The sequence below is a fragment of the Escherichia sp. HH26CH genome, from assembly GCF_009820205.1.
Lineage (GTDB): Bacteria > Pseudomonadota > Gammaproteobacteria > Enterobacterales > Enterobacteriaceae > Escherichia > Escherichia coli_F.
Map to the genome: position 1 here is coordinate 47330 of NZ_VNXM01000066.1, position 18897 is coordinate 66226.

The 18897-nt window shown below is 50.9% G+C and carries 20 protein-coding genes; 12 read left to right on the forward strand and 8 right to left on the reverse strand.

Features of this window, described 5'->3' with window-relative positions:
• The first annotated feature begins 1 nt into the window (after window position 1).
• The 7 genes from citX (at window position 2) to uspG (ending at window position 5264) form a co-directional block, all read left to right on the forward strand.
• Window positions 2-553, forward strand: coding sequence for a citrate lyase holo-[acyl-carrier protein] synthase (citX, locus tag FQ015_RS21335; RefSeq protein WP_000550422.1), 552 nt, complete (start codon window positions 2-4; stop codon window positions 551-553).
• Window positions 528-1406 carry a triphosphoribosyl-dephospho-CoA synthase CitG gene (citG, locus tag FQ015_RS21340; protein WP_000062467.1) on the forward strand — a complete coding sequence of 293 codons (879 nt, stop codon included), beginning with the start codon at window positions 528-530 and terminating at the stop codon, window positions 1404-1406. The genes citX and citG overlap by 26 nt, the downstream gene beginning before the upstream one ends.
• A gap of 50 nt (window positions 1407-1456) precedes the next feature.
• Window positions 1457-2920, forward strand: coding sequence for a citrate/succinate antiporter CitT (gene citT, locus FQ015_RS21345; RefSeq protein ID WP_000050323.1), 1464 nt, complete (start codon window positions 1457-1459; stop codon window positions 2918-2920).
• Between the two features lie 113 nt (window positions 2921-3033).
• On the forward strand, window positions 3034-3840 hold the full coding sequence (gene rna / locus FQ015_RS21350; protein WP_105278178.1) for a ribonuclease I: 807 nt from the start codon (window positions 3034-3036) through the stop codon (window positions 3838-3840).
• 229 nt (window positions 3841-4069) lie between these two features.
• Window positions 4070-4480 (forward strand): nucleoside diphosphate kinase regulator, encoded by a 411-nt coding sequence (gene rnk / locus FQ015_RS21355; RefSeq protein ID WP_000089731.1) that lies wholly within the window; start codon window positions 4070-4072, stop codon window positions 4478-4480.
• Window positions 4481-4622: 142 nt separating this feature from the next.
• Window positions 4623-4712, forward strand: coding sequence for a small membrane protein YldA (yldA, locus tag FQ015_RS24785; RefSeq protein ID WP_349813939.1), 90 nt, complete (start codon window positions 4623-4625; stop codon window positions 4710-4712).
• 123 nt (window positions 4713-4835) lie between these two features.
• Window positions 4836-5264, forward strand: coding sequence for a universal stress protein UspG (gene uspG / locus FQ015_RS21360; protein WP_000278505.1), 429 nt, complete (start codon window positions 4836-4838; stop codon window positions 5262-5264).
• A 121-nt stretch (window positions 5265-5385) separates the two neighbouring features.
• Here uspG and ahpF read toward each other — a convergent pair whose 3' ends face one another.
• Together ahpF and ahpC are read right to left on the reverse strand one after the other, a co-directional pair.
• Window positions 5386-6951 carry an alkyl hydroperoxide reductase subunit F gene (gene ahpF / locus FQ015_RS21365; protein WP_160524472.1) on the reverse strand — a complete coding sequence of 522 codons (1566 nt, stop codon included), beginning with the start codon at window positions 6949-6951 and terminating at the stop codon, window positions 5386-5388.
• 170 nt (window positions 6952-7121) lie between these two features.
• Window positions 7122-7685 (reverse strand): alkyl hydroperoxide reductase subunit C, encoded by a 564-nt coding sequence (gene ahpC, locus FQ015_RS21370; RefSeq protein ID WP_000052796.1) that lies wholly within the window; start codon window positions 7683-7685, stop codon window positions 7122-7124.
• Between the two features lie 371 nt (window positions 7686-8056).
• Between ahpC and dsbG the strand changes: the two genes are divergently transcribed.
• The 4 genes from dsbG (at window position 8057) to FQ015_RS21390 (ending at window position 11882) form a co-directional block, all read left to right on the forward strand.
• Window positions 8057-8803, forward strand: coding sequence for a thiol:disulfide interchange protein DsbG (gene dsbG, locus FQ015_RS21375; RefSeq protein ID WP_039021070.1), 747 nt, complete (start codon window positions 8057-8059; stop codon window positions 8801-8803).
• 207 nt (window positions 8804-9010) lie between these two features.
• Entirely contained in the window at window positions 9011-9913 is a 903-nt protein-coding gene (gene citR / locus FQ015_RS21380) for a DNA-binding transcriptional repressor CitR (protein WP_001353365.1), read from the forward strand.
• Between the two features lie 146 nt (window positions 9914-10059).
• Window positions 10060-11280 carry a phosphoadenosine phosphosulfate reductase gene (locus FQ015_RS21385; RefSeq protein ID WP_160524473.1) on the forward strand — a complete coding sequence of 407 codons (1221 nt, stop codon included), beginning with the start codon at window positions 10060-10062 and terminating at the stop codon, window positions 11278-11280.
• Entirely contained in the window at window positions 11253-11882 is a 630-nt protein-coding gene (locus FQ015_RS21390) for an IbrB-like domain-containing protein (RefSeq protein ID WP_000528558.1), read from the forward strand. The genes FQ015_RS21385 and FQ015_RS21390 overlap by 28 nt, the downstream gene beginning before the upstream one ends.
• Here the strand turns inward: FQ015_RS21390 and ybdL are convergent, their stop codons facing one another.
• The gene (ybdL, locus tag FQ015_RS21395) at window positions 11883-13043 is read right to left on the reverse strand and encodes a methionine-oxo-acid transaminase (protein WP_039021068.1); all 1161 of its coding nucleotides are present in this window, start codon (window positions 13041-13043) and stop codon (window positions 11883-11885) included. It abuts the gene before it with no gap.
• 108 nt (window positions 13044-13151) lie between these two features.
• Here ybdL and hcxA point away from each other — a divergent pair, with 108 nt between their 5' ends.
• Window positions 13152-14240, forward strand: a complete 1089-nt coding sequence (gene hcxA / locus FQ015_RS21400; protein WP_160524474.1) for a hydroxycarboxylate dehydrogenase HcxA — start codon at window positions 13152-13154, stop codon at window positions 14238-14240.
• A gap of 9 nt (window positions 14241-14249) precedes the next feature.
• Here hcxA and FQ015_RS21405 read toward each other — a convergent pair whose 3' ends face one another.
• From FQ015_RS21405 to entB, 5 genes are all read right to left on the reverse strand, one after another.
• Window positions 14250-14447, reverse strand: coding sequence for a YbdD/YjiX family protein (locus FQ015_RS21405; RefSeq protein WP_000460431.1), 198 nt, complete (start codon window positions 14445-14447; stop codon window positions 14250-14252).
• 133 nt (window positions 14448-14580) lie between these two features.
• The gene (gene cstA, locus FQ015_RS21410; RefSeq protein ID WP_001043157.1) at window positions 14581-16686 is read right to left on the reverse strand and encodes a pyruvate/proton symporter CstA; all 2106 of its coding nucleotides are present in this window, start codon (window positions 16684-16686) and stop codon (window positions 14581-14583) included.
• Between the two features lie 180 nt (window positions 16687-16866).
• Complete coding sequence (entH, locus tag FQ015_RS21415; RefSeq protein WP_160524475.1) at window positions 16867-17280, reverse strand: proofreading thioesterase EntH; 414 nt, start codon at window positions 17278-17280, stop codon at window positions 16867-16869.
• A gap of 2 nt (window positions 17281-17282) precedes the next feature.
• Entirely contained in the window at window positions 17283-18029 is a 747-nt protein-coding gene (entA, locus tag FQ015_RS21420; RefSeq protein WP_160524527.1) for a 2,3-dihydro-2,3-dihydroxybenzoate dehydrogenase EntA, read from the reverse strand.
• Entirely contained in the window at window positions 18029-18886 is an 858-nt protein-coding gene (entB, locus tag FQ015_RS21425; RefSeq protein WP_160524476.1) for an enterobactin biosynthesis bifunctional isochorismatase/aryl carrier protein EntB, read from the reverse strand. Before entB ends, entA begins: the two co-directional genes overlap by 1 nt.
• Window positions 18887-18897 lie beyond the last annotated feature (11 nt).

The window sequence follows — 18897 nt, forward strand, 5'->3', positions numbered from 1 at the left end:
CATGCACCTGCTTCCTGAACTCGCCAGCCACCATGCGGTGTCAATTCCCGAGCTGCTCGTCAGCCGGGATGAAAGGCAAGCACGGCAACACGTCTGGCTCAAGCGCCATCCTGTTCCACTGGTCTCCTTTACCGTGGTTGCGCCTGGGCCGATTAAAGACAGCGAGGTCACACGCCGAATTTTTAATCATGGCGTGACAGCCTTGCGTGCCTTAGCCGCAAAACAGGGCTGGCAAATTCAGGAGCAGGCTGCACTGGTTTCCGCCAGCGGGCCGGAGGGCATGTTGAGCATTGCCGCCCCGGCTCGCGACCTCAAGCTCGCCACCATTGAGCTTGAACATAGTCATCCTCTCGGGCGGTTATGGGATATCGATGTCCTGACACCCGAAGGCGAAATTCTCTCCCGCCGCGACTATTCACTGCCGCCTCGCCGCTGCCTGTTGTGCGAGCAAAGCGCAGCTGTTTGCGCGCGTGGAAAAACCCATCAACTGACCGATTTACTCAACCGCATGGAGGCGCTGCTGAACGATGTCGATGCCTGCAACGTCAACTAAAACCACAAAGCTTGCGACGTCATTAATCGATGAGTACGCCCTGCTGGGCTGGCGCGCCATGCTGACTGAAGTCAATCTGTCACCGAAACCAGGCCTCGTGGATCGCATTAACTGCGGTGCGCACAAAGATATGGCACTGGAAGATTTCCACCGCAGCGCGCTGGCGATTCAGGGCTGGTTACCCCGTTTCATTGAATTTGGTGCCTGTAGTGCTGAAATGGCACCAGAAGCGGTACTCCACGGATTACGCCCAATTGGTATGGCTTGCGAAGGTGATATGTTCCGCGCCACTGCGGGCGTAAACACGCATAAAGGCAGCATTTTTTCTTTAGGGCTACTGTGTGCGGCAATTGGCCGTTTGCTTCAACTCAACCAGTCGGTAACGCCAATAACCATTTGTGCGACGGCGGCAAGTTTCTGCCGTGGCCTGACCGATCGCGAACTGCGTACCAATAATTCACAACTGACGGCAGGTCAACGGTTGTACCAGCAGCTAGGCCTTACCGGCGCACGCGGTGAAGCCGAAGCGGGTTATCCACTGGTGATCAACCACGCCCTGCCGCATTACCTCACTCTGCTGGATCAGGGGTTAGATCCTGAACTGGCATTGCTCGATACCTTACTCCTACTGATGGCGATCAACGGCGATACCAACGTTGCATCGCGCGGTGGCGAGGGGGGCCTGCGCTGGCTACAGCGCAAGGCGCAAACATTATTGCAAAAAGGGGGCATCCGAACCCCCGCCGATCTCGATTATCTCCGGCAGTTCGACAGGGAGTGTATCGAACGAAATCTCAGTCCAGGCGGCAGTGCCGACCTGCTGATCCTTACCTGGTTTTTAGCACAGATTTAATTATTTAAGCACTTGATAAATTTGGAAATATTAATTTTCGGAGAACCCGTATGTCTTTAGCAAAAGATAATATATGGAAACTATTGGCCCCACTGGTGGTGATGGGCGTCATGTTTCTTATCCCTGTCCCCGACGGTATGCCACCGCAGGCATGGCATTACTTCGCTGTGTTTGTGGCAATGATTGTCGGCATGATCCTCGAGCCAATTCCGGCAACAGCGATCAGTTTTATTGCGGTTACTATTTGCGTTATTGGCAGTAATTACCTTCTCTTTGATGCCAAAGAATTAGCTGACCCAGCGTTTAATGCGCAAAAACAGGCGCTGAAATGGGGTCTGGCTGGTTTTTCCAGCACCACGGTATGGCTGGTATTTGGCGCATTTATTTTTGCATTAGGGTATGAAGTTTCCGGGTTAGGTCGTCGCATTGCCCTTTTCCTGGTGAAATTCATGGGCAAACGCACGCTGACGTTAGGTTATGCGATAGTCATTATCGACATTCTGCTGGCACCGTTTACACCGTCCAACACCGCGCGTACCGGGGGTACGGTTTTTCCGGTCATTAAAAACCTGCCGCCGCTGTTTAAATCATTCCCGAACGATCCGTCCGCGCGTCGTATTGGCGGCTATTTGATGTGGATGATGGTCATTAGTACCAGTCTGAGTTCGTCCATGTTTGTCACCGGTGCGGCACCAAACGTGCTGGGTCTGGAGTTCGTCAGCAAAATTGCCGGCATCCAGATTAGCTGGTTGCAGTGGTTCCTCTGCTTCCTGCCGGTTGGCGTTATCTTACTTATCATTGCGCCGTGGCTTTCCTACGTGCTTTACAAACCGGAAATCACACACAGTGAAGAAGTAGCAACCTGGGCGGGTGATGAACTAAAAACCATGGGTGCGCTGACACGCAGAGAGTGGACGCTGATTGGCCTTGTATTGCTCAGCTTAGGTTTGTGGGTATTTGGCAGTGAAGTCATTAATGCTACTGCGGTAGGTCTGCTGGCAGTTTCGCTAATGCTGGCCCTGCACGTTGTGCCGTGGAAAGACATTACCCGCTATAACAGCGCATGGAACACGCTGGTCAACCTGGCAACTTTGGTTGTGATGGCTAATGGCCTGACTCGTTCTGGCTTTATTGACTGGTTCGCCGGTACCATGAGTACGCACCTGGAAGGATTCTCACCAAACGCAACGGTGATTGTACTGGTTCTGGTGTTCTACTTTGCGCACTACCTGTTTGCCAGCCTGTCTGCGCACACCGCAACCATGCTGCCGGTTATTCTGGCCGTCGGTAAAGGTATTCCGGGCGTACCAATGGAACAACTGTGTATCCTGCTGGTGCTGTCTATCGGTATCATGGGCTGTCTGACGCCGTATGCAACCGGTCCTGGGGTGATTATTTACGGCTGCGGCTATGTGAAATCAAAAGATTACTGGCGACTTGGTGCAATCTTCGGGGTGATTTACATCTCTATGTTGCTGTTGGTTGGCTGGCCGATTCTCGCCATGTGGAACTAATACGTTCGCCAAACGCTGAATAAATCATCACGCCCGCCAGGTAAGCCCACCTGGCGGGCTTTTTTATGATTTAATAGATAGTATTCAGTGTATGTATGAGTTCCACACCCATTATGAAAGCATTCTGGCGTAACGCCGCGTTGCTCGCGGTTTCTCTGCTTCCCTTCTCTTCTGCCAACGCCGTGGCGTTGCAGGCAAAACAGTATGGCGATTTTGATCGCTATGTCCTGGCCCTCTCCTGGCAAACCGGATTTTGCCAGAGTCAACACGATCGAAATCGTAACGAACGAGATGAATGTCGCCTGCAAACCGAAACGACCAACAAAGCTGATTTTCTGACCGTACATGGTCTATGGCCAGGATTGCCTAAATCGGTTGCTGCCCGTGGTGTTGATGAACGCCGCTGGATGCGCTTCGGTTGCGCTACTCGCCCAATCCCGAATCTGCCAGAAGCACGCGCCAGCCGGATGTGTTCATCGCCGGAAACCGGGTTATCGCTGGAAACGGCAGCTAAACTAAATGAAGTCATGCCGGGAGCTGGCGGTCGTTCCTGCCTGGAACGTTACGAATATGCCAAACACGGCGTCTGCTTTGGTTTTGATCCGGACGCTTACTTCGGCACGATGGTACGTCTGAATCAAGAAATTAAAGAGAGCGAAACCGGAAAATTTCTTGCGGATAACTACGGTAAAACAGTGAGCCGCCGTGATTTTGATGCCGCCTTTGCCAAAAGCTGGGGAAAAGAGAACGTGAAAGCCGTTAAGCTAACGTGCCAGGGTAACCCTGCGTATTTGACTGAAATTCAGATTTCAATCAAAGCTGACGCCATCAACGCTCCGCTTTCTGCAAACTCATTCTTGCCACAACCACACCCAGGCAACTGTGGCAAAACCTTTGTGATTGATAAAGCGGGTTATTAATCCTCTGATGTACAAAACACGCTAATTCGTCTTCCATAAACCATGACGATTAAGATTTATACATAATGCGCTGCATTGAGGAATTCCCTGAATGTGATGCAAATCACTTCAAAGAGTGAGCAACAGTCAGTATCATCATGTGAGTTAAACCCTCGCCGCCTGACGGTGAGGGTTTTCTTTTGGGTATGTTTATCTGCGACACTCGCAGTACCGACGACATGGAGTAAAAATGTCCAGACCAACTATCATCATTAACGACCTGGATGCCGAACGCATCGATATTCTGCTGGAGCAACCTGCCTATGCTGGTTTGCCAATCGCCGACGCGTTAAACGCAGAGTTGGATCGCGCCCAAATGTGTTCGCCAGAAGAGATGCCACACGACGTGGTGACAATGAACAGCCGGGTTAAATTCCGCAATCTTAGCGATGGCGAAGTGCGTGTGCGCACGCTGGTGTATCCGGCTAAAATGACTGACAGCAATACTCAGCTTTCTGTTATGGCTCCGGTAGGTGCCGCACTGCTGGGGCTGCGCGTTGGCGATTCCATTCACTGGGAACTTCCGGGCGGCGTTGCAACCCACCTTGAAGTGCTGGAACTCGAATACCAGCCAGAAGCTGCTGGCGACTACCTGCTTTAATCCCATCTGCACAAGCGACAACTCGCTTTGCCCAGAGGATGCACTCGCATCCTCTTTCCGCTCAAATATCAACCAGATTTATCATTTTGCTCTTAAGCACAGCATTCTAATCTGAACTGGTTATTCATCTGCGGAACCCCATATGAGCGAAGCTCTCAGTATCACTGCGTTTTATATATTCATAGCAGCTATTATTGTTGCTGCAGTGCTATACCTTGAACAACGCTGGTAGTACCTGGTTTTATTTATTTTCCAGATCAATCGCAAATTCAGATCGAATCAGCCTCGCAAATCATAGATTCATAATCAATAATGTGCTGTTATGTATACATGCAAAAACAAGGAGAGAATGCTTATGTACAAAACAATCATTATGCCAGTGGATGTTTTCGAAATGGAATTGAGCGACAAAGCTGTTCGCCACGCTGAATTCCTCGCCCAGGATGACGGAGTTATTCATCTACTTCACGTGCTACCAGGCTCAGCCAGCCTGAGCCTGCACCGTTTTGCCGCTGATGTACGTCGTTTTGAAGAGCATCTGCAACATGAAGCAGAAGAACGTTTGCAAACGATGGTCAGCCACTTCACCATCGATCCTTCCCGCATTAAACAACATGTCCGTTTTGGTAGCGTGCGGGATGAAGTCAATGAGTTGGCAGAAGAACTGGGGGCTGATGTTGTCGTTATCGGTTCGCGCAACCCATCGATTTCGACCCATCTGTTAGGTTCTAACGCCTCAAGCGTTATCCGCCACGCCAATCTGCCGGTGCTGGTCGTTCGCTAATAGATAAAAGTATTTATGTCGCCCTGCCCGGAGCCATCCCGGCGGGGCTTTTTATTGCAATAAAAAAGCCGCCAGGTTTGACCCCGGCGGCTAAGCAATTGCAGGTGAATCTTACTTCTTCTTATGCTGTTTTGGTGCGAATCAGGTAGTCAAAAGCACTCAGAGAGGCTTTGGCACCTTCGCCAGTGGCGATGATGATCTGCTTGTACGGAACCGTTGTACAGTCACCCGCAGCGAACACGCCTTTGACGTTGGTTTCGCATTTCGCATCAATGATAATCTCGCCCATGCGGTTACGTTCGACTGCGCCTTCGAGCCAGTTGGTGTTCGGCAGCAGACCAATCTGGACGAAAATACCGGCCAGTTCGATGTTGTGAATATCGCCGCTGACACGATCGCGATATTCCAGACCAACAACTTTGCTGCTGTCGCCTTTCACTTCCGTGGTTTGCGCATTCAGAATAATGTCGACGTTTTTCAGGCTGCGCAGTTTGTCCTGCAGAACCTGGTCGGCTTTCATTTCTGGCGCAAATTCCAGCAGAGTTACGTGCTCAACGATACCCGCCAGGTCGATTGCCGCTTCCACGCCGGAGTTACCGCCGCCGATGACCGCTACGCGTTTGCCTTTAAACAGCGGGCCGTCGCAGTGCGGGCAGTAGGTCACGCCTTTGGTGCGATATTGATCTTCGCCCGGAACGTTCATGTTACGCCATTTTGCACCGGTCGCCACGATAATACTGCGTGCTTTCAGTACCGCGCCAGAAGCTGTTTCAATCTGATGCAGGCCGCCTTCAACCGCTGCCGGGATCAGTTTGCTCGCGCTCTGGCTGTCGATCACATCAACGTCGTATTCATCAACGTGAACTTTCAGCGCACCTGCCAGCTTCTGCCCTTCGGTCTTCGGTACAGAAATGTAGTTTTCGATATCAACGGTATCGAGGATCTGACCACCAAAACGTTCGCCCATCAGACCGGTACGGATGCCTTTACGTGCGGAGTAAATTGCTGCCGCTGCACCCGCCGGGCCGGAACCGACGATTAATACGTCATAAGCATCACGCTTGTTCAGCTCTTCTGCCGCACGTTTTTCCGCGCCAGTATCAATTTTGGCGACGATTTCGGAAATAGTCATGCGGCCCTGACCAAACTCTTTCCCATTTACGAACACTGCCGGAACGCCCATCACGTTGCGATCGGTGATTTCGTTCTGGAAGGTGCCGCCGTCAATTGCCGTATGCTTGATGCGCGGGTTCAGTACGCTCATCAGGTTCAGCGCCTGCACCACGTCCGGGCAGTTGTGGCAAGAGAGCGAGTAATAGGTTTCGAATTCAAAATCACCGTCAATATGGCGAATCTGCTCCAGCAGAGACTGCGCTTCTTTCGACGGATGACCACCGGTCCACAACAACGCCAGTACCAGCGAGGTGAACTCGTGGCCCAGCGGGGAACCTGCAAAACGTGGCCCCTGGTTGGAACCTGGGTTAGTGATCAGGAAAGACGGCTTACGCACCGGCAAGCTGTTATCTTCTTTAAAGGTGACTTTGTCTGACAGTTCTGCGATTTCAGCCAACAGTTCCTTGATTTCTGCCGATTTAGCGCTGTCATCCAGCGTGGCAATTAACTCAACAGGCTTGGTCAATTTCTCAAGGTAAGCCTTGAGTTGAGTTTTCATATTTGTGTCGAGCATGTTTATCTCCTGGGCTTTAAACATCATCATGCAAGCGGCCTCTGCGGCTACCTGGATGCAGCTTGCATCATGGTGCGGGGAAGAAAATCGGGTGCCGCAGCACCCGAAGAATTAGGTGAATTTCCGAACTATTTCGCGCCGGAGTTGGTAGCGCGAAAGACGAAGGAAATTTAGATTTTACCAACCAGATCCAGAGACGGAGCCAGAGTTGCTTCACCTTCTTTCCATTTAGCCGGGCAAACTTCACCTGGGTGAGAAGCCACGTACTGTGCTGCTTTGATTTTACGCAGCAGGTCAGACGCGTCACGGCCAATGCCTTCAGCGGTAACTTCGATTGCCTGGATGATACCCTGCGGGTCAACAACGAAGGTCGCACGGTCAGCCAGACCTTCATCTTCACGCATGTTGTCGAAGTTACGGGTTAGGGCGCCAGTCGGGTCGCCGATCATCGCATATTTGATTTTAGCGATGGTTTCAGAGCTGCTGTGCCATGCTTTGTGGGTGAAGTGAGTATCGGTAGATACTGCGTATACGTCTACGCCCAGTTTCTGCAGTTCTTCGTAGTGGTCAGCAACGTCACCCAGTTCGGTCGGGCATACGAAAGTAAAGTCAGCCGGGTAGAAGAAGAAGACGCTCCAGCGGCCTTCGGTATCTTTTTCGGTGATTTCGATGAATTCGCCGTTTTTGAATGCCTGGTTTTTAAAAGGTTTAATTTTGGTGTTAATCAAGGACATCTATACTTCCTCCGTGTTTTCGATGAGATGTAAGGTAACCAATTTTTGCCGATTCGGCTAATGCGTTTCCATTATCAAATCGATAAGTTTTACCTTACAACCTTCGTAAGACAACTTTGTGAACTTTGCACCGCCAGCGGCGATAAAAAGTAAAATGGCCCCCTTTCCAGGTGACCGTGTAATCTGAACTACCCTTTGGTATCTTCAGCGCCTGCCTGCAGGCTGAGGTGTTGCCCTTACAAATGCAACAACGTCATGGATTACAACACCCTCATAAACAAAGGGCAATCACCTGATCTAAGCTCTTACCTATGACAGTGATAGGTTATGCCTTTTACCCGACTTTTGCACTGACTGAAAAGGACAAATTAATGTTAAAAAAGATACTTTTACTGGCTCTGCTTCCTGCAATCGCCTTTGCAGAGGAACTTCCTGCTCCGGTAAAAGCGATTGAAAAACAGGGCATTAAGATCATCAAAACGTTCGATGCCCCCGGCGGAATGAAAGGTTATCTCGGAAAGTATCAGGATATGGGCGTCACCATCTACCTGACTCCAGATGGTAAGCACGCTATCTCTGGTTACATGTACAACGAGAAAGGTGAAAACCTGAGTAACATGCTTATCGAAAAAGAAATTTATGCGCCAGCCGGACGCGAAATGTGGCAACGGATGGAACAATCGCACTGGCTCCTCGACGGTAAAAAAGACGCGCCAGTCATAGTCTACGTTTTCGCCGATCCGTTCTGCCCATATTGTAAACAGTTCTGGCAGCAGGCGCGCCCGTGGGTTGATTCTGGCAAAGTACAGTTGAGAACATTGTTGGTTGGGGTTATCAAACCAGAAAGTCCGGCGACAGCCGCGGCAATTCTGGCCTCTAAAGATCCCGCAAAAACCTGGCAAGAATATGAAGCCTCTGGCGGAAAACTTAAGCTAAATGTGCCTACAAACGTAAGTACAGAGCAAATGAAAGTGTTAAGCGACAACGAGAAACTCATGGACGATCTGGGGGCAAATGTCACACCGGCTATCTATTACATGAGTAAGGAAAATACGCTGCAACAGGCCGTGGGGTTGCCCGATCAGAAAACGCTTAATATCATTATGGAAAATAAATAGAAGATAATTCATGGGTGGTTGAAATACATCCTTGCTTTTCAACCATTCTAAAAACGCATGAATTGCTTCTTCCCCTCCAGACAACTGTGTTACTTTAGAAAAACTTAATCCAGAGTTAAGTAATAAAACATAACAAATATAAATAAAACAGTAGAATCATTGATTACAAGAATGATTCATGGACAAGATAATATAACGGAGTATGTTATGGCTAATCTTTATGATTTAAAAAAATTCGACCTCAATTTACTGGTCATATTTGAGTGCATTTATCAACACCTCAGCATTAGCAAAGCAGCAGAATCATTATATATAACGCCATCTGCCGTTAGTCAGTCGTTACAACGTTTACGCGCGCAATTTAATGACCCGTTATTCATCCGCTCAGGGAAAGGTATCGCGCCGACTACAACAGGGTTAAATCTGCATCACCATCTTGAGAAAAATCTCCGAGGCCTTGAACAAACGATCAATATCGTTAATAAGTCTGAGCTGAAGAAAAATTTTATTATCTACGGTCCTCAGCTTATTTCTTGTAGTAATAACAACATGCTAATCCGCTGTCTAAGACAAGATACTTCAATCGATATAGAATGCCACGACATACTGCTTTCAGCTGAAAACGCTGAAGAATTGTTAGTTCAACGCAAAGCTGACCTGGCAATCACGCTACAGCCGGTGATTAGCCGCTCCGTCATCTGTATGCCATTACACACCATTCGCAATTCTCTTATTTGTAGCAATAAACATCCTCGTATTACTGATACCAGTACCCATGAACAAATTATGGCCGAAGAATTCACCCTGCTAATATCTAAATCAGCAGGAATTGATGAAATTCAAGTAGACATAGACGAACGATTTATGAACCGTAAAATTTCGTTTCGCAGCTCCTCTTTACTCACCATAATTAATAGCATTTCTGTTACTGACTTATTGGGAATTGTCCCTACCGAGCTGTACGATTTACATCGCAATTTTCTGAAACTAAAAGAAATAAAGTTGAAACATCCGCTTCCTGCGGTCAAGCTTTATATTTCCTATAACAAATACTCGTTAAACAATCTGGTCTTCTCCCGTTTCATAGACCGCTTAAATGATAGCTTCTAATTAATCATCAATGGAGAATGTTATATTTTTCATCAATGAATTTATTGTATAAATATAAAATAATGTGCTCTATCTTGCTTCGTTTACCCTATAATTAGCGGATTCATCTCACAAGTCACCCAGTAACGTTCAGAGAGCGTTTTCAGATGTCTATTTATAAAATCCCTCTTCCGCTGAATATTTTAGAAGCTGCACAGGAACGTATTACCTGGACACTTAACACCTTGCCCCGTGTTTGCGTTTCTTTTTCGGGGGGTAAAGATTCCGGATTAATGCTGCATCTTACCGCCGAACTTGCCAGAAAATTGGGAAAAAAAATCTGCGTTTTGTTTATCGACTGGGAAGCACAGTTCTCTTGTACCATCGACTATGTACAGTCGTTACGCGAGTTGTATGCCGACGTTATTGAAGAGTTTTACTGGGTAGCACTCCCACTCAAGACGCAAAATTCCCTTTCACAATACCAACCAGAATGGCAGTGCTGGGAATCTGATGTCGAATGGGTGCGTCAGCCCCCGCAAGAAGCGATAACCGATCCTGACTTTTTCTCCTTTTACCAGCCAGGCATGACCTTCGAACAATTTGTACGTGAGTTTGCCGAATGGTTTTCACAAAAACGTCCGGCGGCGATGATGATCGGCATCCGTGCGGATGAGTCCTACAACCGTTTTGTCGCCATCGCCAGTTTAAGTAAACAACGTTTTGCCGATGATAAGCCCTGGACCACAGCCGCACCAGGCGGTCACAGCTGGTACATTTACCCCATCTACGACTGGAAAGTAGCTGATATCTGGACCTGGTATGCTAATCATAAAGCCCTATGTAACCCATTGTATAATATCATGTATCAGGCAGGCGCCCCCCTGCGTCATATGCGAATTTGCGAACCTTTTGGCCCGGAGCAACGGCAAGGATTATGGCTCTATCACGTTATCGAACCGGATCGCTGGGCTGCTATGTGCGCACGAGTTAGCGGGGTAAAAAGTGGCGGCATTTACGCCGGACATGACAATCATTTTTATGGTCATCGGAAAATCCTCAAACCAGAGCATTTAGACTGGCAAGAGTATGCATTATTGCTGCTTGATAGCATGCCGGAGAAAACGGCTGAGCATTACCGCAACAAAATTGCCATTTACTTGCATTGGTATCAGAAAAAAGGTGTCGAGGTGCCACAGACCCAGCACGGGGACATTGGCGCGAAAGATATCCCCTCCTGGCGGCGAATTTGCAAGGTGTTACTGAATAACGATTACTGGTGTCGGGCATTATCATTTAGCCCAACCAAAGCGAAGAATTATCAGCGTTATAACGAACGGATAAAAGTAAAACGTCAGGAGTGGGGAATACTATGCAACAACAATTAACGCAGGATTTAACCCAATTTCTCGCCAGCTTGCCGGAAGACGATCGCATCAAAGCGATTAACGAAATCCGCCTGGCGATCCATCAGGTTAGCCCCTTTCGTGAAGAGCCAGTAGATTGTGTTCTGTGGGTTAAAAACAGCCAACTTATGCCAAATGATTACAACCCAAACAATGTGGCACCGCCCGAGAAAAAACTGTTACAAAAATCCATTGAAATAGATGGTTTTACCCAACCTATTGTGGTTACGCACACAGATAAAAATGCTCTGGAAATCGTAGATGGCTTTCACCGTCATGAAATTGGTAAAGGCTCTAACACGTTAAAAATGCGATTAAAAGGATATTTACCGGTCACCTGTCTGGAAGGAACACGTAACGAACGCATCGCCGCGACTATTCGTCATAACCGCGCTCGTGGACGCCACCAAATCACAGCCATGTCAGAAATCGTTCGTGAACTCAGCCAGTTAGGATGGGACGACAATAAAATCGGCAAAGAGCTGGGTATGGACAGCGACGAAGTGTTGCGCCTGAAACAAATTAACGGCCTGCAAGAGTTATTTGCTGACCGTCAATATTCCCGCGCCTGGACAGTAAAATAATTACAGCTGGCGCAGGCGTTCAGCTGCCGCCAGCAACGTCGATTCCTTCTTGGCAAAACAGAGACGAATGAGCTTATGGGGGAAGGGATCGGCGCAAAATACCGACAGCGGGATCGCCGCCACGCCATGCTCCCGCGTCAGCCACTGGCAAAACTCAACGTCATCCAGCGAAGAAACCGCGCTGTAATCCACCAGCAAAAAGTAAGTGCCTTCGCAGGGTAAAATCTCCAGCCGACTCTCACTTAAGGCGTTCACCAGAATATCGCGCTTCTGGCGATAAAAGTCCGGTAACGCAAGGTAGTGTTCAGGTTCTGCTCGCAGCATATCGGCAAGGGCCAGCTGCGCCGGGGTATTCACCGAAAAAGTCAGATACTGATGCACTTTGCGGATCTCGGCGCTGATGGGCGCAGGCGCAACGCAATAGCCCACTTTCCAGCCGGTCATATGATAGGTCTTGCCAAACGATGACACCGCCACCGCCCGCTCACGCAGTTGCGGATGCGCCAGCACACTGGCATGGCCCTGCTGTGAAAAGTTGATATGCTCGTAAACTTCATCGCTAATGACAAAAATCTCGTGCCCGGCAATTACCTGCCACAAAGCGGAAAAATCAGTCTGCTGCCAGACAGTAGCACTGGGGTTATGCGGGGTGTTAAGGATCACCAGTCGGGTGCGCTCGCTTAACAATGCGGCAAATTCCTGCCAGTCCACGCGAAAATGCGGTGGTTGCAGTGCAATACGTTTCACTATTCCACCCGCAAGCGCGACGGCGGGGGCGTAGCTGTCATAGCTGGGATCAAAGCAAATCACTTCATCGCCATTGCGCACCAATGCAGTAATCGCTGCGTACAGCGCTTCCGTCGCCCCTGCTGTTACGGTGATATCGCTGTCGGCATCTGGTTGATAGCCATACAGCCGTTCCGTTTTCTGAGCAATCGCCTCGCGCAAGGCCTGCACGCCAGTCATAGGCGCGTATTGGTTTGCTCCCTGGGCAACGTGGTACCCCAGCCGTTCCTGCAAATAGGGCGGACCATCAAAATCAGGAAAGCCTTGTGACAGGTTAATCGCCTGGTGTTGCTGCGCCAGTGCGCTCATCTGGGTGAAAATAGTGGTGCCAAGTTGTGGAAGTTTGCTTTGTGGAATCAGAGGGTTATTTGTCATTTTTATTGTGCCTGACAAAGTTGCGTGTTGAAGCCACTATAACACGATGCTAGTATTTGGCAATCAAGACGTTTAGATGTCTAAATAAAACAATAAGGACAACACAACATGCCTCACAATCCTATCCGCGTCGTCGTTGGCCCTGCTAACTACTTTTCTCATCCCGGCAGTCTCAATCACCTGCATGATTTTTTCACTGATGAACAACTTTCTCGCGCAGTGTGGATCTACGGTGAACGTGCACTTGCCGCGGCGCAAACCAAACTTCCATCGGCGTTTGAACTGCCAGGAGCAAAGCATATTTTGTTTCGCGGTCATTGCAGTGAAAGCAATGTGCAACAACTGGCGGCTGAGTCCGGTGACGATCGCAGCGTGGTGATTGGCGTCGGCGGCGGCGCACTGCTCGACACCGCGAAAGCCCTCGCCCGCCGTCTCGGTCTGCCGTTTGTTGCCGTTCCAACGATTGCCGCTACCTGCGCTGCCTGGACACCACTCTCTGTCTGGTACAACGATGCCGGACAGGCGCTACATTATGAGATTTTTGACGACGCCAATTTTATGGTGCTGGTGGAACCGGAGATAATCCTCAATGCGCCGCAAGAATATCTGCTGGCAGGAATCGGTGACACGCTGGCGAAATGGTATGAAGCGGTGGTGCTGGCTCCTCAGCCAGAAACGCTGCCGCTAACCGTACGGCTGGGAATCAATAATGCGCAGGTCATTCGCGACGTCTTGTTAAACAGTAGCGAACAGGCGCTTGCCGATCAGCAAAATCAGCAGTTAACGCAATCATTTTGCGATGTGGTCGATGCGATTATCGCCGGAGGCGGAATGGTCGGTGGTCTGGGCGATCGTTTTACGCGTGTGGCGGCGGCCCATGCCGTGCATAACGGTCTGACTGTACTGCCACAAACCGAGAAGTTTCTCCACGGCACCAAAGTCGCCTACGGAATTCTGGTGCAAAGCGCCTTGCTGGGTCAGGATGATGTGCTGGCGCAATTAACCGGGGCGTATCAGCGTTTTCATCTGCCGACTACGCTGGCGGAGCTGGAAGTGGATATCAATAATCAGGTGGAGATCAACAAAATGATTGCCCACACCCTACGTCCGGTGGAATCCATTCATTATCTGCCAGTCACGCTGACACCAGATACCTTGCGTGCAGCGTTCGAAAAAGTGGAATCGTTTAAAGCCTGACGTACAAATTTAGCAGCAGCGCGCGCCGCCTTTTCCACCGTAGCGCGCGTCCTGCCGCTCCCGGAAAAACTCTTCGTAGGTCATCGGTGTTTGATCAGGATGGTTAACCCGCATATGTTCGACATAGTTGTCGTAATCAGGCATACCAATCATCAGTTTCGCCGCCTGACCTAAATATTTTCCGGCTTTTGCCAGTGAATCAAACATCAATACCTCCGGTAAACAGGTTGCTGAGAGAGTGCTATCAACGCGCTCGGTCAGTCCCCTCGCCCCACCGGGGAGAGGGTTAGGGTGAGGGGGAACCCCAGGCACTACGCCAACATCCCCCCTCACTCTGACTTTAGTGTGCGCCTTTCGCCTGCGCCACGATCTCTTCGACATTTTCCGGCATCGGCTCATACGGCGTTTCTTTCGCCGTTGGCTTCGGCTCTTTCAATGCCGCCAGTGCCGTCTTAATCGAGAACAGCGCCAGAACCACCACAACCACCATAAAGAAGATGGTTAATCCGGCATCCAGACGGTTGTTGAACACCAGTTGCGCCAGTTGTGACTCAGTATACTGCGACGGAATATTGCCGCTGTCGATCATTGCCTGGAACTTGTTAGCAATCGCCAGGAAACCGACTTTCGCATCCGGGCTAAACGCTTTCTGCCAGCCTGCGGTCAGGGTACAAATCAGCAGCCAGGCCGTTGGTACCAGCGCCACCCAGGCGTAACGTTGACGTTTCATTTTGAACAGCACCACAGCACAAAGCATCAGCGCCATCCCTGCCAGCATCTGGTTGGCAATACCAAACAGTGGCCACAGAGTGTTAATACCGCCCAGCGGATCGACCACGCCCTGATGCAGAAAGTAACCCCAAGCCAGCACGCACAGCGCCGTTGCCAGCAGGTTAGCAGGCAGTGAATCGGTCCGTTTCAGGCCCGGAGAAACCACGCCCAGCAGATCCTGCAACATAAAGCGCGCAGCACGCGTACCCGCATCCACCGCCGTCAGAATAAACAGTGCTTCAAACAAAATGGCGAAGTGATACCAGAACGCCACATCCATCATGCCACCCAGCGCGCCGTGCAGAATGTAGGCCATCCCCACCGCCAGGGTCGGCGCACCGCCCGCACGGGAAATGATCGACTGTTCACCCACTTCGCTGGCAATCTGATTTAACGTATCTGGCGTAATGCTAAAGCCCCAGCTACTCACTACCTGCGCAGCAGATGCCACTACATCCGCCGTCCCCGCCGGAGCCAGCACCGCCATCGGGCTGTTCATCGCGAAGTACACGCCCGGATCGATGATACAGGCAGAAACCAGTGCCATAATCGCCACGAAGGATTCCATCAACATCCCACCGTAGCCGATAAAGCACGCCTGACCTTCGTTCGCCAGCATCTTCGGTGTGGTGCCGGAAGAGATCAGCGCATGGAAGCCAGACACCGCGCCACAGGCGATAGTAATAAACAGGAACGGGAACAGATTACCGGTCCATACCGGACCAGTGCCATCTACAAACTTGGTCAGCGCAGGCATGGTCAGCGTCGGACGCATAATCAAAATGCCTACCGCCAGACCGACGATAGTCCCGATTTTCAGGAAGGTAGAGAGGTAGTCACGCGGAGCCAGCAGCAACCACACCGGCAGAACCGCCGCCACAAAACCGTAACCCACCAGCATCCAGGTCAGCTGCACGCCGGTAAAGTCAAAGTACGGTGCCCAGGTCGGGCTTTCTGCCACCCAGCCGCCAGAGATAATGGCGAAAATAAGGAATACCAGGCCAATCACCGACACTTCCCCAATGCGGCCCGGACGCAGATAGCGCAGGTAAATCCCCATGAACAGCGCCAGCGGAATGGTGAACGCAACGGTATACGTTCCCCACGGGCTATGAGTCAGGGCTTTCACCACGATCATCGCCAGTACTGCAAGGATAATGACCATGATCATAAAGCAGGCCACCAGCGCAATCACCCCGGCGGTTGGCCCCATCTCTTCTTTAACCAGCTCGCCCAGCGAGCGACCGTCACGGCGCGTGGAAACAAACAGCACCATGAAATCCTGCACCGCACCGGCGAGAACCACCCCGGCAAGTAGCCAGATCATCCCCGGTAGGTAGCCCATTTGCGCCGCCAGTACCGGCCCCACCAACGGGCCTGCTCCGGCAATAGCCGCAAAATGGTGACCGAACAGCACTTTCTTGTCCGTCGGCACATAGTCCAGCCCGTCGTTATGGCGCACCGCTGGCGTCATACGCGTCGGGTCAACCGCCAATACATTTTTGGCAATATAAAGACCATAAAAACGGTAAGCGATCAGATAGATACAGACCGACGCCACCACAATCCACAGCGCGTTGATCTGTTCCCCACGATTTAAAGCAATGTATCCCAGAGCAAATGCTCCCATTACAGAGAGCACTGTCCAGACGAGGTATTTCCCTGATTTGTTCATAGTTGTTATCCGTGTGCGTGTCCATAGAGATGTTACATTTTGTTTCTATAACATCTTTGTGCAATTTAACAACACGGCAACTATGTAAATCGGAGTTGAAACCAATATTTAACTTAACAATGTTAACTTGATCACTTCGTTAACTGAGTTTTCCTGCAATCTCATTTCATTCTGTCGGGTTCATCCCAAAACCGCCGTACCCAGCCGACAAGTACAGCAACGCCGCCCCTGCTCATCGAAAACAACGATTTCCCAGCTCTGATTTTGCCGCCCAAGATGCAGCGGCTGGCAGATGCCGCGTACCTTTCCCTCAGACACCGGGCGATGATGTGTGGCGTTAAGCTCCGTGCCCACCACGCACTGTCCGTCGCGAGTCATCATAAATCCGGCCATCGATCCCAGGGTTTCCGCCAGCGCCGCCGACGCGCCGCCATGCAGCAGGCCAAACGGCTGATGAGTACGGGTATCAACCGGCATTTCGGCTTCCAGCACATCATCGCCCAGACGGGTATACACAATTCCAAGATGCGCCACCATTGTGTTATCGCTGGTGGCGTTCAGTTCGTCGAGCGTTATATGGCGTTTCCAGATCATGCTTATGCCCCCAGTGTTGAGCCGCCATCTACCACAATATCCTGTAGGGTGATATGGCTGGCGAGGTCAGAGGCGAGGAACAAAATCGTGTTGGCGATCTCTTGTGGACGGGCGATTTTCCCCAGCGGAATGCCGAGTTTAAACTGCTCGCCAAAGCCGAGAATACGCTGCTCTTCGGCGTCATCACTCACCCACAGCGTGCGTTGCATATCGGTGTCGGTGGACCCCGGGGAAACCACATTACAGCGCACACCGCTACCCGCCAGTTCCAGCCCGACGCTCAACGCCAGGCTTTTCAGCGCCGCTTTCGACGCACCGTAAGCACTCATACCAATACGCGGCGTGTGTGCAGCGTCGGACGCCACAGTAACAATCGCCCCGCCCCGCTGACGGCGAAACTGGTTCATGGTCTGCTGGAACAAGTTAAATGCGCCACCGACGTTGACCGAAAAAGTCTGCTGCCAGTCCTCTTTACTGAGCTGATCGGTCGCGCCCATGCGCAAAATTCCCGCCGCATTGACCAGCACGTCCAGTCGCTCCGTTTGCGCTAACAGTCGCTGACACACTTGCGCCACCTGCGCAGCGTCGGCTACATCCATTACTTCGGTCGCAAAGGGATATTGCTCCAGAGTGAACGCTTGATCAAAACCTGTAACTTTCGCTCCGGCCTCAACAAATGCCAGCGCCGTGGCGTAGCCAATACCTTTCCCCGCGCCGGTTACCCAGACATTTTTGCCGCTGAAATCCATCATTTCACCTCGCGGGAGAGTAGCTTCCACCAGGCATCGATGGTCGGATTTTTCGCCAGCATGACAAAATCGATATCGCCATGCACTTTGCGCCAGCGCGCCGCCAGCGCCATCATGCGCACCGAATCCAGACCGTAATCAATTAGGTTGTCGTCATCGAACGGCTCATCGGACTCGTCCAGCAACGGCAGGATCACCTCACGCAGCGCCGATTTGCTGGCGGGGATAGGTGCTGGCAGCAATTCTTCGGTCATCACCACCCGGCCAGAACGTCCGGCCACATATTTCAGCGACATCAAATGCTCGTCACGGCTGAAATCGGCCAGCGCATCTGCCACCATAAACGGTTTAATATCGCGCATAAATGCGTCGGTTGCGGTGGTCATACAGCCAATGTGGGCGTACACCCCGGTTATAATCAGTTGGTTACGTCCACTCTCTTTGAGCATTTGTTCCAGCGGAGAACGATGAAACGCGCTGTAGCGCCACTTCACCAACACCGTGTCGTCAGCATCTGGCGTCAGGCGATCCACCACCTTTTGCTGTTCCGGTGAACGGGTCAGGCCCGGCCCCCACATATCATTCAACAGCGCCCGATCTTCATCGCTCTGCTCTTTCGGCTGGGCGGTGTAATAAACCGGAATATTGTGCTGTTTGCAGTAGTCGCGTAGTGCCGCAATATTCGCGATCACCTGCTCCATCATCGGGCAGTTCTCGCCCCAGAAGCTAACAAAATAGTCCTGCATATCATGGATTAACAACGCGGCACGTTGCGGCTCAAAGGCCCAGTTGACTTTATTCTGCGGAATATCGTGAGACTCCGGCAGTGCGTAAGCCTGTAATTTTGGAATAGCCATCGTGTTCTCTC